Here is a 15,575-nt window from a genome sequence, read left to right on the forward strand (position 1 = left end):
AATATCATATATTTCAACAGGATAATCCGTAATGGATGGGGCGTATTTATTTGGTTTAGCTCAATAACAAGGGTTATTTCTGCCAATTCTCAGCTAATTGCACAGAGCCATTAGCCTGTTGTTTTTCATAATCGTCGATTCTGTCATGTAGCATAATGATTTCATCATTCATGTGATTAATTAAGTTGACCAAGCCATTGATCATAGTGTCTTTGATTTTTTCGCGAACTTTTTCTGGCAAATGGTGCATTATGGTTTGGTCAACGCGGATCACCATAGATTGTTCAATTGCTTGCACATAAGCGGTTCGAGGTTGGTTGGTAATAAAGGCTATTTCGCCAACAAAATCACCAGGTTGAACTTCAGCGATTACTGAGTGATTGGCATTTTTAGTGATTTCTAATTTGCCGCTCAACAAAATATAAAAGAAGTGATCATTTTCGTTTTGTTTAATTACATAATCGCCTTCTTCAGCTATGTAGAATTCTAGTTCGTCGGTTATTAAACTACTGCGCTCTTGCGCTGACAGACCTTTGAATAGTGGAATACGACTTAAAATTTCCATCTCTTTCAGCTTGTCGATATGGTCAATTCTTTTCATTGTTGGTCTACCAAGCTAGGGATTTCTTTATAGTTTAGGCCAATTTAGACACCATGGTTGATTTAATTGGTTTTGTTGAATAATTTCTTGTGGAATTTGTTGAAAAGAATCACCAGTTGGCGCTACTTGCCAACAGAAGTCTCGTCCTTGATAGCTAAACTTCAGCGCATAGGCATGTAAATATAAACGCTCGGCAGCGTCACCTTTATATATATCATCGCCTAAAATAGCCACACCAATAGATTTAAGTGCAACACGCAATTGATGGGTTTTACCTGAGTAGGGACGAAGTAGATATAAACGCTGACCAGTACCTAAACCAAAAGAATAAAAAAAGGTTTTTGCTGGGTTGCTTGTGGCTTTAGTTAATTTCCATGCGCGATTACGGCTTTTAACCATATCACCAACAATGCGGCCTTGTTTTTGTTTTGGTTTATTGCCCGCGATGGCCCAATAATACTTTTCAATTTGATGGCTGCTAAAAAGTTGATTAAAGATTTGCTCAGCGGCGAGATTACGCGCAACAATTATCAGACCAGACGTTTGTTTATCGAGTCTATGTACTGGGTATAAATTTTCACCAGTTTGCTGTTTGATTAAGCTAAAAAAACCAGCTTGATCATCACTATCATGAAAGTCTAATCCAGCTGGTTTTTCACAAATATAAAAGTCTGCTTCGGTGGCAATAATATTAATCAAACGGTTTTCACTCGGTTATTTATTGCTTTCAGGTTCAAAAAAGGCTTTTTCTTCAGCTTGAACTTGTTTGAGCTTTTTCAAACCTATACCTAAATATTGCCCTTGCCAGCGCGCATAATAACTACCTGCACAAAACCATAAGGTGACCAATACAAACTCAATAATGGCGAGATAACGTTCAGAATCAGATGCCCACACTAGGGTTAAACTATGTAAAAAATAAAACATAGCAACAAAGTTCGCCCACGCGTAAGTATATGGTTTACCAGTAACTAAACCTTTAAATGGTATGAGCAAAGGTGTGAGCCATAAGGTGACTAAAAAGGTCGCCGACAGACCTTCCATTGGTGGCGCTAACCATAAATGCCATACTGGCACTAATACAATTAATCCTAAATAACCGAATAATGCTATATGTTTAGCACGGGTAATTTTTTGTTCTTGGGTCATAACACCACTACTGAATAACTCGAAGGGCGTATAGTTTACCTGAGTCTTTGGGCAATATCAGCAACTCGATAGCCTAAAGCTTGCGCTAAGTTTTTTTCTTCTGCTGAAAGTTTGGTGTTTTGTTCTGCTGCTAAATGGGTTGCGCCATAGGGCGTACCGCCTGTGGTGGTTGTGTGCAAATCAGCTTCACTATAAGGCAAACCTACAATTAGCATACCGTGATGCAGTAGCGGCAACATCATGGTTAATAAAGTGCTTTCTTGCCCGCCGTGCAAACTAGAGGTTGATGAAAACACAGCGGCTGGTTTACCAGACAAGCTGCCTTTTAACCAAAGTTTGCTGGTACCGTCTAAAAAATATTTTAGTGGCGCGGCCATATTACCAAAGCGAGTAGGCGAGCCGATAATTAAACCATCACAGTTTATTAAATCTTGCTCAGTGGCGTAAATATCGCCGTCGCTTGGAATACTCGTCGAAGTTGCATGAGTATCTGTACTCACTGAAGGTACAGTTCTTACAACTGCTTGAGCCCCAGTTTTTTCAATACCTTGCGCTATTTCATGCGCAAGGTTTTTGGTGCTTCCATGACGGCTGTAATATAAAACCAGAATATTAGCCATTAATTAGGTCTAATACATTTTCTGGTGGGCGACCTAATACTGCTTTATTGCCTTTAATCACAATAGGGCGCTCAATTAATTTCGGATATTCATTCATTAAAGGAAGTAGTTCTTCGTCTTGCATCAATTCGTCTAAATCTAACTCTTTGTAGATAGACTCTTTATCACGAATCAACTGGTGTGCTGATTCCAAACCTAACATTTCTACAATTTGTGCTAAACGCTCTACCGTTGGTGGGGTATTTAAATATTCAACCACTTCAGGCTCTATACCGTTTTCTTGAAGTAGTGCTAATGTTTCACGGCTCTTACTGCAACGTGGATTATGATAAATAATATATTCAGCCATATTTAAAGCCTTTTGATACTCTCTTGTTCTTCACGCAATTGTTTAATTCTGGCAGAAATTCGTCTTTTTTCAGTTTCAGACTGCCGTTCGATATAGTTAAACGCTGTGTGCAATTCGTCTATCGCCTTAGGATAAGCTAAGACCAGAGCATATAATTCTGCTTGCGCTTGATGATACATCGAACGATTTTCAAGCTGTTTATATGCTTGCGCCATCAGTTGCCACGCCAGATAGTGCTCGGGGTGCAGAATAATAAAATCTTTTAAGATTTCAACTGCTTTCTGAGCCTGATTTGCCGTTAACAGTGCGTTTGCGTAATTAAGCAGCAAAACTTGGTTTTTTGGCATCAATTCAAGTTTGCCGCTCAACAATTCAAGTATAGACGCATATTGTTTTAAGCCTAATGCAATGTCGGTTTTTAAATCTAAATAAAATAAATTGTTGGCATCTAATTCGAGTAGTTGATTAATCAAGGGTTCTGCTTCGCTGAATCTTTCCTCTTTCATTAGTGCAAGAGCAAGGCCGTATTTTAATAACGGATTATTTGCTTGCATCATGCCGTTGAGTTGAGTTTGGTAATATTCAACGTGATAACTGGGTACTTGAGTATAAAAAACTGCGGTGCGTATTTGCGCTAAATTAAAATAGATACTTTCTTTGGCATAAACTGGTGGTAAACCGTCAATGCGGGCGCGAATATCACTGACTCGGCTGTCTGGCAAAGGATGCGAGTACAACATAGCCGGTAGTTTACTTGAGTAACGGCTTTGCTCGGCAAGCCTTACAAAAAAGTCACGTGCACCTTTAGGGTCAAAACCCGCATCCATTAAAATACGTAAACCTATACGATCAGCTTCTTTTTCATTTTGTCTATTATAATTTAACGCCATTTGCTGGCTACCCGCTTGTGCTGTGGTAATGGCAGCTGCGCCTGCGCTCGGGTCGGCCATGGCAATTAATATAGCACCCAACAATGAAGCTATAGTTAAAGGTGCATTTCGTTCGTTCTCTTCAATGGTTCTGGCGATGTGCCTTTGGGTAACGTGGGCTATTTCATGGCCGATAACCGAGGCGAGTTCACTTTCAGTTTTTGACTCCAGTAAAGTGCGGGTATGAATTGCAACAACACCACCAAAGGTAGCAAACGCATTAATCTGTGGATTTTTAATTAGGTAAAAGTCAAACGGGTAGCGTACATCCGCAGCTTTTGACACTAGCCTGTTGCCCAAGTCATTTAAATATTGGTCTAACAATGGATCAGAAATAACCGGCGAGGTCGCTCTTAATTGCCTACGAATAACTTTGCCGAGCACTTTTTCTTTTTCTATGGTTAAACTGCCTGCCGCCACTGTTCCTAGGTTTGGCAATTTATGGTTATTCGAAATAGACGCATAACCTATTGAAGACTGTATAGTGCTTAAGCTAACAGCAGCTGCGAGCGCAAAACATTTAAGTTTATTGAACAAACATTTATCCTTTATAAATTTGTAATTATGTTACTTAGAGCCAAAATCTGACAAATCGTTTCCTTTAAGATCACCTAATAACAAATCATCATAATCATCAGACGCAATTCGTTTTTCTTGAGCTTTAAAATACTGCTCGATAGATACACCGTCGAGTTTAATAACGTCAACGTGCGATTTCATATAATTTATGAGTTTGTCTACACATTGCATTGCATAAAATATGATGGCTCGGTCGGCAACATCACCACGTTGAAAATAATAATCAATAAATTTATGCAGTGAATTCACTCGGCATAACACTTTCATTGTGCCTGGGTCCCAAGTTATAAACTCCATGAGTTTGTGTCCGCGTACATATTGATCTATCTCTTTATTTTTAGCATACGGAAAACAGTGCAATTCAAAACCACGGTCGGTAAATAATTGGTATATTGCGATACGTGGTTTTCTTTCGACATGCACAACGTTTTGCTCGTCAAAATAACCACCGAGTAATTGCAGATTCCAATTGTTTGGTTTGCAGATTTTGTTTAGCGCGTTATCAAAGCCCATGGTTTGAATACTTTCAAGCTCGCTGACTGATGATGCAATCATATGATAAAACGGCGGTAAGTCGCCCCAATTCAGTTGGCGCTTGAATTTGTTAATATCTTTAAGAGTTGGATTTTCCGGTAAGCCAGAGCTATTCATTGTATGGTTCTCAAGTTATCCGATGTTTTGTTAAACTAACAAGCCAATAATTAGCAGATTGTATTATGCCAAAGCCAATCGACTGTCGTGACATGCGTTGTCCAATGCCATTACTTACTTTAAAGCTTAGCTTAAAAAAAGCTCAGCAGGGGGGCCAAATTCAACTTTTGTTGAAAGATGCCGCATCTTTAAAAGATATCCCAGCTTGGCTTAAACTAAAAGCTTATCCCTTTAAATTATCTAAACTTTCTGATAATGATTATTTATTAAGCGTAACCAAGTGTCATGGCGACGAGATCAGCTAAAATTAAATTATATCGACGAATTGCCGATATATAGGATATATCGTCATCAATTTTATCGGAGGCATTAAATGAACACTGATCTAATAATTCCATTTATGCCACGTATTGTACAAAACAAACTGCAACCGCCTAGGTTAAATGTCAAAGGGATCAGAGCGTCAGTTAAACAGCACGAGGATGCACCGCAAGATAGATATCTTAAAAATAGACTTGCACACCATGCTGCCGATACTCGCTATCATCAAGATGAGGATGTCGAGACAGACGAAGAAAAATCAACGGATAAAGGGCAGTCTGAATCTGGTGTATATATTGATGATAAAGGCCAAAAACATGTAGATATAGAGGTATGATTCACAGAATTACAGCCAAACAGTCAAGCCGATTAATCGGCACTTAACGTGAGGTACTCATGTAAGTAGTTTTCATAGCTTTTGTGTTTTTTTAACTGTTGGAGCGCTGAATTATATTTAGACAGAAATTTGTTAGCACTGCTTTTGGAAAATGCGGTATAAAGTTGTTTTGGGGGATCTGGAATTAATATCACTTTTATTTGTTGATTAAACTCAGCTTGAGCCTGCATGTATTCTAGAGATAATTTATCTGGACTATAAAAACCATCACTACGCTTAGCCAACAACCGCTTAAAACCTCTTTCTATCACATTCGTTCCTGATAGTTTGGTAATCGCAACCCCTGCATCTACCAATTCTTGAGGATAAATGGCCCCTTTCCAGATGTCAATTCTGAGATCGGCTAATGCCCTGTATGAGGTAAAAGTATCTAGTGGGGTTGTATTGCCAAGCGCAAGCGCTGACTGAATGGTTAAAATTGGTATCGTAGAATAGACAAACTTTTTTTCACGCTCAGGGGTTTTTAGCATGATTAAAATCATATCGATACGTCCTTGCTCAAGCATATAAAACAAGCGACTCAGAGGGTATTTTTTAAACGTGACTTGCACATTCATTTGGTCGGTGATTAGTTTGCTATACGAGAGTAAAGCGCTTTTGGGGCCTAGTTTATCTTTGTATACAGTGTGCACTGGTACGTCAAAATAGCCGATAGTCAAATATTCTCCCGCACAGCTTTTATCTATTGTAAACACGATAAAGATCAAGCTTAAAGCCAACTTTTTACATACTAAAGACAAATTTAACTTCCAATAATACATGCAATTACCCTTAGGACAGCGTAAATAGTTAACCACATTCTCCTAATAAAATGTAGTACAAAGCGCAACACACGCTAGTCATCCTAGGTAAAAACACGCATAATCCCACATCAATTTATTTCTAGATAATTTATCCGAGTTAAGTTTTGAGTCAGGTTGAGAAAGTTTTTTCAAAAGAAGGGGCATTGGCAAAAGCGATTGATGGATTTCAGCCGCGTGTGCCGCAAGTTAAACTCGCACTCGCTTTTGAAAAATCTATTCAAGAAAAAGCTTTATTAATCGCAGAGGCCGGCACGGGCACGGGTAAAACCTTTGCTTATTTAATTCCCGCTTTGTTAAGTGACAAAAAAGTAATTATTTCAACCGGTACTAAAAATTTACAAGAGCAGTTATTTCACCGCGATTTACCTTTGGTTAAAAAAGCACTGAAAAGCCGCAGCAAAACGGCTTTGTTAAAAGGGCGTGCTAACTACTTGTGTTTACACAGGCACAAACAACACAAAGCGCATCCAATGCTTGAAGATAAAAAGCTGCTAAAAGACTTAAAAAACATTGATAAATGGCTTATTTCAACTGAATCAGGTGATATAGGTGAAGTCACTACTATTACTGAAGACTCTAAAGCCATTCCACTGGTTACTAGTACAATTGACAATTGTTTAGGCAAAGAATGCCCTGATTACAATGATTGTTATCTAGTTAAAGCACGTAAAAAAGCAGCTGATGCTGATTTAGTTGTGATAAATCATCATTTATATTTTGCTGATATGGCGGTTAAAGATACGGGTTTTGGTGAAATAGTGCCAGACTCGCAAGTTGTGGTGTTTGACGAAGCACATCAGATCCCTGATATTGCGTGCGAATATTTTGGCGACCGTATTTCAACTCGCATATTAGTCGAATTAGGTAAAGATATGGAGCTTGCCTATCGCACTGATTTAAAAGATGCACAGCAACTCGGCAAAGCTGCAAATAAGCTTATAACTAACGCAAGACAATTCCGCTTAACTTTCCCTGAGTTACCAGAAAAAGGCAACTGGCGTGAAAAAGGTCAAACCGAACAGTGTCAGCGTGAGTTAGATGCGTTAGTTAAATCGATTGATTTTGCTTATGAGGTGTTAAAAGAACAGGTTGGCCGCTCAAAGTCAGCGGATAATTGTTTTGAGCGTATCTTTGAAGCCAAACAAAAAATTGCCAAATTAACTACGTGGCAACAAGCTGATGTTAGTTTGTGGTACGAAACCACCCCAAGGCACGCAAGTTTAAACTTAACACCACTTTCTATCGCCGATAAATTTTCCAATTTACGCCAAGAGAAAAAACAAGCTTGGTTAATGACTTCGGCAACTTTGTCTGTTGATGGTGGTTTTAATCATTTCACTGATTTATTGGGCTTGGAGGATTTTAATTCTATTCAGCTTGATAGTCCGTTTGATTATAAAAAGCAGTCTTTATTGTGTATTCCGCGCTATTTCCCTGAGCCAAACGACAGAGCTGTGCTTAATGCGTTAGTGGATTTGTCGCTTAAAATTGTCGATGCGGCACAAGGCAGCTGTTTTTTATTGTTTACCAGTTATCGCATGATGAATTTGGTCGCTGATAGATTAAAAAATAAAATTGCCAATCCGTTATTTATTCAAGGTGAAGTACCTAAACGCGAATTGCTAAAACAATACCTAGCTGCTGACAAACCTGTATTGTTAGCCACAGGTGCGTTTTGGGAAGGGGTTGATGTGCGCGGTGATGCACTTAAATGTGTAGTAATAGATAAACTACCTTTTGCCGCACCGGATGATCCTTTGATGCAAGCGCGCATTGAAAACTGTCGACGCAAAGGTGAAGACCCATTTAGTAAAATTCAAATTCCACAAGCTGTTATCACCCTAAAACAAGGTGCAGGGCGACTGATTAGGGATGTAACTGACCATGGCGTCTTGATTATTTGCGACCCAAGGTTAGTATCGCGCCCATATGGTGAAACTTTTATTCAAAGTTTACCGGATATGCAGCGCAGTCGTTCACTCGACAAAGCATGTGAATTTTTAAAACAGCGCTAGAGCGATACGCTCAAGTTAAGTCTGATAAGTTAAAGAATTATAGAGTTATAGATATGAAGTACATTTTAGCCCTAGACACCTCAACAGAAGCTTGTTCTGCCGCTTTATTAGTAAATGACAATGGGCAAACATCTGAATATGTTGAATTTGATGTATGTCCGCGAGAACATAACAAACGCATTTTAGCTATGACAGAGTCAGTGTTGCAGCAAGCCAGCATTAATTTAGACGAGGTCGATTTAATCGCCTATGGCAAAGGTCCAGGTAGTTTTACTGGTGTACGCATTGCAACCGGTATAGTGCAGGGATTAGCGCTTGGTGCCAATAAACCTGCATTGGGTGTATCTACTTTAGCGGCGATGGCGCATGGGGTTTACCGCAACCAATTTAATTTAAGCGGGGATATTTTTGTTGTACCTGCAATAGATGCGCGCATGAACGAAATTTACATGGCCGCATATAAAGTAACAGGCAAAGGGATAGTTGAAACATTAGTTAACGAACAAGTATGCCCACCAGAAAGCGCACTTGAACAATTAAATCAACAACAAAAATGGACGGCTATTGGCACTGGCTGGCAAACGTATCAACAAGAGCTATCGACCCAATTAGTCGCTGATATTTATAACCAACAACCATTTCCGAGCGCACTAGATATTGCATTTATTGCGGCTGAGCAAGCAAAAACTCAAACATTAGAGAGTGCATCAGATATTTCACCTGTGTACGTTCGCGACCAGGTTACATGGCAAAAAATGCCGGGTAAATAACTATATGTTCTAAAAGTATCTGGGGTTATTAGGTTTTAGTCTTTTATTAGTCACAATCGTTAACTATGTTTAAGGGGATTAGAATTATTACCTCAGGTAAGGGAATATATTATGAACTCGCGGACCAAAGTCTTATTGGTAGAAGATGACAGTGTTACTCGAGAGTTAGTTTCGCATACCCTTAAAGTAACAGGTGGTTATCAGGTTTATGCATTTTCAAATTTTGCAGACGCTTACAAAGCAATTTTAAGTATTAGATATGACATCGCTCTGCTAGATATCGGACTGCCCGATGGCACGGGGACAGACTTACTAAAAAAAATTAGAGAAAATGAAACGCCTATCTCGTTACCTATCGTCATGCTTAGTGGTGATCGCACGAATAAAAGAGTCATAGAGTGTTTTAAATTAGGCGCAAACGAATACATTACCAAACCAATTGATTTAGACATACTGTTGGCTAGAGTCAGCAACCTTTTAATTATTCGCCACCTTGATGAAGATATCACCCGAGCTAACGAACGTTTTTCACTTGCCGCCAATGGCGCAAATGATGGTTTATGGGACTGGTTTATCCATACAGGAGAGATTTATTTTTCTCAGCGCTGGAAAAAAATGCTCGGTTATGAAGAGTCGCAATTTCCAAACGAATTTAAAGCTTTTATTGAACGAATTCATCCAGATGACCTAAACGAGTTTAATCGAGCATTAAGAAGTCATTTAGAGGGCTTAGCTGGACATTTTGTCAAAGAATGTCGTGTTAAACACAAGGAAGGCAATTATCGTTGGATGATGATCCGCGGCGCCGCCATTCGTTATGAAAATGGCAAAGCATATAGAATGGCAGGCTCAATGACAGACATCAATAATAGAAAAATGATGGATCCGTTAACCGGTTTGCTAAATCGCTCCGCATTTTTAGATCAACTTGAATTACTGATAAATAGCAAAAGAGCTAAACAGATTCACAGTTATGCAATTTTATTGATTTCAATTGACAGGTATAAATTAATTAGTGATTCGTATGGCCATCATATCGGCGACCGCATAATTCAAGAAGTGGCTAATTATCTGTCAAAAGTTACCCCATCAGCTGAATTTTTAGCTCGGGTGGAAAGTAGTAAATTCGCTATGAGTTACCAAAACCCACCCAACTTAGATCAAATACAAGAATTTGCCACTCAAGAGTTAGCCGCTCCACTTAAAATACCCCTTATTATAAATGACAAAGAATTACATATAACCATGTCTGTCGCCATTGTGTTTGATACTGAAGGATACTTAAATTCTCAAGACATATTGCGTGATGCCGACATCGCCTTACAAAATGTTTGGGCAATGGGTAATCAGCAGGTGGTTACTTTTCAATCTACATTACAAATATCATTAAAAGATAAAGTTGAATTAGAAGAGGATTTGCACACCGCGATTGATCAACGCCAATTTGAAACTTATTTGCAGCCCAAATCAGACCGTGCAGGTAAAATTATTGGTGCTGAAGCTTTGGTTCGTTGGAATCATCCTAGACGTGGATTGGTCTCTCCGATGGAGTTTATTCCTTTAGCCGAAGAAACTGGTTTAATCAATGCTATCGGTTACCAAGTTATTCAGGATGTGTGCCGACTGTTAGGAAAATGGACGCAAGATAAAATTGTTATTCCCATAGCTGTTAACTTATCAGCGCGTCAGTTTATTAATCCAAGCCTTCCTCAAGATATTTTTGAACTACTCAATAACTATAATTTACCGACAAATTTATTTGAGCTAGAGATTACCGAATCTTTGTTGTTGGAAAATTTAGAACAAGCTTTACCTATACTTGCCGAATTTAGCCAAAAAAATATGGCTATTTCGGTTGATGATTTTGGTACAGGTTATTCGTCACTTGGTTATTTAAAAAGTTTACCTATAACCACGTTAAAGGTAGACAAGTCATTTGTCGAAAATTTGCCCGATGACAAGGACGATAAAGCTATCGTTGAAGCTATAGTGCATATTGCAAACGCGCTAAACCTGAAAATTGTGGCTGAGGGGGTTGAAAGTATTGCTCAAGTTTCGCTGCTGTCAGCTCTCGGAGTAGAAATATTCCAAGGATACTACTTTGCCAAACCAATGCCTGTTAGTGCATTTGAACAAAAGTTATTAGAACAATTCGCCAAAGATGCAGTTTAAATTAGTGTAAACAAGGAATAGCGCATGAAAATCGCGGTTAAGTTATTTGCAGGATTTTTTATTATTTTGGTAGTAGTGGGTTACGCTGGTGTTGTTATTACGGAAAAAAGTAATCAATTACAACAGACCCGAGTTGAGTTAACTGAGAATATTTTACCAATTTCTCAAGATTTATTTGAGATAGATAAAGAGTTGCAAACCAGTTTAGCCATGTTACGAGGTTATTTGTTATTAGGTAATCATCAAGAAGAACAAAAATACTTTTTAGCCAATCGAGCGAAATCATGGCGGACAATAAAACGAGTGATGGCTCGGCTAGAGTCAATGGATTTAGATAGTCAGTTTAGTCAACCACTTAATGAAGTTTCACAGCAACTCGAGCAATTTGAAACGATACAGGCTGAAATTGAGGCTTTAGCTTGGACGTCAGCAAATTTTCCGAGCCGTGTTCATTTTGATCAAGCATATCAAGATAGTTATCAACAATATCTTACACAACTTAATCAACTGCAAGCTGCAAGTCTGTCAAAGTCTGACGAGCAAACGTCCAAATTAGTAACTTTGCTCGGGGAATTACGTTGGTTAGCCGCTAACACAAGTTTGTTATTGGTTGATTTTGTTTACGGTGGCAAACAGCTGATCCCGCTTAAGATAAATCAAAATTTCGAAAAACAACAAGTACTGTTAACACAAATAAATGCGTTGGATTCAATTCGTATGAATTCGCTAGTTGATTTATCCAATCAAGTTATCAGCCAAGCAAAACATATCATAGAGCTCAGAACACAAAGAGATTGGAATAAAAGTGTTTATCTTTTGTCTAATGAGGCAATCCCATTAGTGGACGATATTTTTGCAAATATAGCGCAGTTACAATTAACTATTAGTGACACGCGCTACAAAAAGCGCCTTCAACTGGAACAAGCGGAAAGTGTCATTAAAGATTCTATCCTTATCAGCATTTCAATTGCAATTGTTGCATCTGCCGTTGTTGCTTTGTTCTTGTCACGTTATATCGTAAGGAATCTCAACTTAATCAAAGAGAAAGCAGTACAAATTAGTTTAGGTCGACTCAACAATGAAATTTTAGATATTAATGAACATGATGAAATTGGCCAGCTAAAACATTCGGTCAATAACATGTTGAATAAATTTAAACGTATTGCCGAAAATGCCCAAGCATTGTCCCAAGGTGATTTAGCGATAGAAATTTTACAAAGCAGCAACGAAGACGAAATGGCGGTTGCGCTGAAAAATTTGTTAGTTAGTTTAAAAGAAATTGAAAATCAGGCAAAAGAGATAGCACAAGGCAATTTTGCGGTTGAGGTGCACCCTAGAAGTGACAAAGACTCGCTGGGTTTTGCGTTAAAAAGCATGTTGGCATCATTGCTTGAATACAAAAATAACATAGAAAAACAAAATTGGATCCGCACGGGTGTTAATAAGTTTAATGATCAGATTCGAACAAAAGACTCACTGGCAGATTTGTGCGAATCAGCACTTGCATTTGTGAGCAATTATATAAGCAGTGAAGTCGCAATTGTTTATTTAGTAAATCAACAGCAGCAACTCGAACTATTTAAAACTCTTGGTTTTAGTCCGCGTAAACAGCACAAATCGAATTTTAATCTCAATGAAGGCATGTTAGGTAAAGCTGTTGCCGATGGTTATTTAGTTTGTTTACAAAATATAGCGGAAGATTACATAGTGATTGAATCTGGGGCAGGCTACCAAGCACCAAAAAACTTAGTGATAGTACCGCTATTTTATAAAAACAAAGCTATAGCTGTACTCGAAATTGCTTTAATTGGCGAGTTTTCAGCAGATGTTGAAGAACTGCTAAATATAATTGCAGAAAATCTGGCAATCGCCATTCATATGGCGGATGAACGGACAAAAATTGACGAGCTGTTAAAGGTTACTCAGCAACAGTCAGCGGATCTTGAAGTTGCCAATCGGGAGTTAGAAGAACAAACCAATGCTTTAAAAGATTCAGAGAATGATTTGCAGCAAAAACAACAAGAACTCCAAGCAATTAATGTAGATTTAGAGCAAAAAACGGCCGAGCTAGAAGAGCAAAAAATAGCCGTTGAGCAAAGGAATGTATCGCTAAATAATCTAAAAGTCGAATTGGAAAGCCGAGCGCGAGATTTAGAAGTAACCAGTCGTTATAAATCTGAATTTTTAGCAAATATGTCGCATGAACTACGCACTCCACTCAACAGCTTATTATTATTAGCCAAATCACTGAAAGACAACACTACCGGCCATTTAGATGACGAAGAAGTTGAGAGTGCAGACATTATTTACCGTAGCGGCAGTGACTTATTAAGTCTGATAAATGAAATTCTCGATTTGTCTAAAATTGAAGCCGGTAAATTGGATGTAGTCATAGAGCCGGTTGATTTGCCAGAGTTAACAGAACAATGGCGCAGCAATTTTGCGGCGATAGCTAAAAATAAGGGATTAGATTTTGACATTGTAATAAATGCCAAAGATGTTGATTTTTCAACCGATATCAAAAGGTTAAGTCAAATCATTAAAAACTTGTTGAGTAACGCGTTTAAATTTACCCAAACGGGTAGTGTGAAATTGCAGGTTGAGCAATCTGACGCCGATAAAATCGAATTTAAAGTAATAGACACAGGCATAGGTATCGCACTGGATAAACAAAACGTTATCTTTGAAGCCTTCCAGCAAGCCAATGGCTCGACTAATCGATTATACGGGGGGACAGGTTTAGGCCTAACTATTTCGAGAGAACTTGCCGCGCTTTTAGGTGGTGAAATCTCTTTGTCTAGTGAAGAGGAAGTGGGAAGTGAGTTTATTTTAACTTTACCGGCTAAATTTGCTAAAAAAGCTGAGGTTGTCAAAGTGCTTGAGGCACCTCAAGGCAAGAAAGCAGTTGATGAAACACAAGTCGTTGATCTGGCTGAAAATACAGCTGAATTATCAGTGGATACTCCCACAGATATAGTTGTGACAAACACTTTGAACAATCAAGTTAAACCACAGCAAAAAAATCTGCAATCCGTCAGTCAAATAGGCCAAACCAATAAATGTATTTTAATTATCGATGACAACCAAGAGTTGTGTCAGGTTATCGCAAAACAAGTGCGTTCAGCTGGATTCAAAACCATCTGTGGGTATAGCGGGATGGAGTGCATTGCCAAAGCTATAGCTTATCAACCTATTGGCATTTTGCTGGATTTAGGTTTGCCCGACATGGATGGTTGGCAGGTATTAGATAGATTAAAACAACACCCCATGCTCAGGCATATTCCAGTGCATATAATTACAGGTCAAGACACAGAAGAGCTCACAGCCAAATTAAAAGGTGCGTTGGGGGTTACACAAAAACCAATTCAAGCAGAAGCAATTAAACAAAGCATTAAGATGTTAAGTTTAATTGCGCAAAAATCTTCTTATCACGTATTAATTGTTAGCCCAACAGAATCTGTTTTGACTGAGCTGCAAACTATTATGCAGGGCAGTGACACTCAGCTAGAAGTGACACATTTAACCAGTGAAGCGATTGAATTTATTCAACAACGTAAATTCGATTATTTAATTTTAGACGCGGATAACATTGACCTAGAATCATTAACAGAGTTACTCAAGCAGGTTGAAGAATTGCCGGATAACTTACCTATTTCGGTTTATTGCAGCAAGGAAGTTGAAGAGATAGAAACTCTGTTAACAAGCTTTAAACAGAATATGATGGTGGTACCGGCAAAATCGTATACGGATGTAATTAATGAATCTTTGCTATTTTTGCATAGAGTCGAATCGAGTTTACCGGTCAAAATTCGGGAAGACTTATTACGCGAGCAATTATTACAAGAGCCCATGCAAAATAGGACTGTGTTATTGGTAGATGACGATATGCGCAACACTTTTGCATTGGCAAAACTTTTAACCGAAAAAGGCTTAAAGGTGACTAAAGCAGACAATGGTCAAACAGCATTAAATTTGTTGGATAAACAAGATTTTGATTTAGTACTGATGGACATAATGATGCCTGTGATGGATGGGTATCAAGCGATTGAAAAAATCCGCCAACAAGCAAAATATAAAAACTTACCTATCATAGCACTAACCGCCAAAGCTATGGTTGAAGATAGACAAAAATGTATAGAAGTCGGCGCAAGTGATTATTTGTCTAAACCAATAGATTTTCAGAAATTGTTGAGTGTATGTCGAGTCTGGTTAAGTTGAG

At 38.5% G+C, this 15,575-nt stretch carries 14 protein-coding genes; 6 read left to right on the forward strand and 8 right to left on the reverse strand.

Annotation, left to right across the window (positions count from 1 at the left end):
- Positions 1-73: 73 nt before the first annotated feature.
- The 7 genes from WSC_RS0110830 to WSC_RS0110860 are packed head-to-tail and all read right to left on the reverse strand — an operon-like array spanning position 74 to position 4,878.
- Positions 74-601: a cyclic nucleotide-binding domain-containing protein gene (locus WSC_RS0110830; RefSeq protein WP_082196154.1), complete on the reverse strand. Its 528-nt coding sequence runs from the start codon at positions 599-601 to the stop codon at positions 74-76.
- Positions 602-628: 27 nt separating this feature from the next.
- Positions 629-1,300: a pseudouridine synthase gene (locus WSC_RS0110835; protein WP_016955946.1), complete on the reverse strand. Its 672-nt coding sequence runs from the start codon at positions 1,298-1,300 to the stop codon at positions 629-631.
- A gap of 15 nt (positions 1,301-1,315) precedes the next feature.
- Positions 1,316-1,750, reverse strand: coding sequence for a DUF2069 domain-containing protein (locus tag WSC_RS0110840; RefSeq protein WP_016955947.1), 435 nt, complete (start codon positions 1,748-1,750; stop codon positions 1,316-1,318).
- 35 nt (positions 1,751-1,785) lie between these two features.
- Positions 1,786-2,370 carry an NAD(P)H:quinone oxidoreductase gene (wrbA, locus tag WSC_RS0110845; protein ID WP_016955948.1) on the reverse strand — a complete coding sequence of 195 codons (585 nt, stop codon included), beginning with the start codon at positions 2,368-2,370 and terminating at the stop codon, positions 1,786-1,788.
- Positions 2,363-2,719, reverse strand: a complete 357-nt coding sequence (arsC, locus tag WSC_RS0110850; protein ID WP_016955949.1) for an arsenate reductase (glutaredoxin) — start codon at positions 2,717-2,719, stop codon at positions 2,363-2,365. The genes wrbA and arsC overlap by 8 nt, the downstream gene beginning before the upstream one ends.
- Before the next feature lie 2 nt (positions 2,720-2,721).
- Positions 2,722-4,185: a beta-barrel assembly-enhancing protease gene (gene bepA / locus WSC_RS0110855; RefSeq protein WP_016955950.1), complete on the reverse strand. Its 1,464-nt coding sequence runs from the start codon at positions 4,183-4,185 to the stop codon at positions 2,722-2,724.
- Between the two features lie 30 nt (positions 4,186-4,215).
- Positions 4,216-4,878: a hypothetical protein gene (locus tag WSC_RS0110860; protein ID WP_016955951.1), complete on the reverse strand. Its 663-nt coding sequence runs from the start codon at positions 4,876-4,878 to the stop codon at positions 4,216-4,218.
- 65 nt (positions 4,879-4,943) lie between these two features.
- Here WSC_RS0110860 and WSC_RS22500 point away from each other — a divergent pair, with 65 nt between their 5' ends.
- Together WSC_RS22500 and WSC_RS0110870 are read left to right on the forward strand one after the other, a co-directional pair.
- Complete coding sequence (locus tag WSC_RS22500) at positions 4,944-5,183, forward strand: sulfurtransferase TusA family protein (RefSeq protein WP_016955952.1); 240 nt, start codon at positions 4,944-4,946, stop codon at positions 5,181-5,183.
- A gap of 68 nt (positions 5,184-5,251) precedes the next feature.
- A complete protein-coding gene (locus tag WSC_RS0110870) occupies positions 5,252-5,536 on the forward strand; it encodes a hypothetical protein (protein WP_016955953.1) in 285 nt (94 codons plus the stop codon).
- 32 nt (positions 5,537-5,568) lie between these two features.
- Here WSC_RS0110870 and WSC_RS0110875 read toward each other — a convergent pair whose 3' ends face one another.
- Positions 5,569-6,357, reverse strand: a complete 789-nt coding sequence (locus WSC_RS0110875) for a substrate-binding periplasmic protein (protein ID WP_016955954.1) — start codon at positions 6,355-6,357, stop codon at positions 5,569-5,571.
- 146 nt (positions 6,358-6,503) lie between these two features.
- On the opposite strand from WSC_RS0110875, the gene WSC_RS0110880 reads away from it, so the two are divergent.
- From WSC_RS0110880 to WSC_RS0110895, 4 genes are all read left to right on the forward strand, one after another.
- Positions 6,504-8,414, forward strand: coding sequence for a DNA repair helicase YoaA (locus tag WSC_RS0110880; RefSeq protein WP_026016798.1), 1,911 nt, complete (start codon positions 6,504-6,506; stop codon positions 8,412-8,414).
- Positions 8,415-8,467: 53 nt separating this feature from the next.
- Complete coding sequence (gene tsaB, locus WSC_RS0110885; RefSeq protein ID WP_016955956.1) at positions 8,468-9,184, forward strand: tRNA (adenosine(37)-N6)-threonylcarbamoyltransferase complex dimerization subunit type 1 TsaB; 717 nt, start codon at positions 8,468-8,470, stop codon at positions 9,182-9,184.
- A gap of 111 nt (positions 9,185-9,295) precedes the next feature.
- Complete coding sequence (locus tag WSC_RS0110890; protein WP_016955957.1) at positions 9,296-11,356, forward strand: EAL domain-containing response regulator; 2,061 nt, start codon at positions 9,296-9,298, stop codon at positions 11,354-11,356.
- Positions 11,357-11,380: 24 nt separating this feature from the next.
- The gene (locus tag WSC_RS0110895; RefSeq protein ID WP_016955958.1) at positions 11,381-15,574 is read left to right on the forward strand and encodes a response regulator; all 4,194 of its coding nucleotides are present in this window, start codon (positions 11,381-11,383) and stop codon (positions 15,572-15,574) included.
- The last annotated feature ends 1 nt before the right edge of the window (position 15,575 follow it).

The organism is Catenovulum agarivorans YM01 (assembly GCF_000281085.1).
In the GTDB taxonomy this organism is placed as follows: domain Bacteria; phylum Pseudomonadota; class Gammaproteobacteria; order Enterobacterales; family Alteromonadaceae; genus Catenovulum; species Catenovulum agarivorans.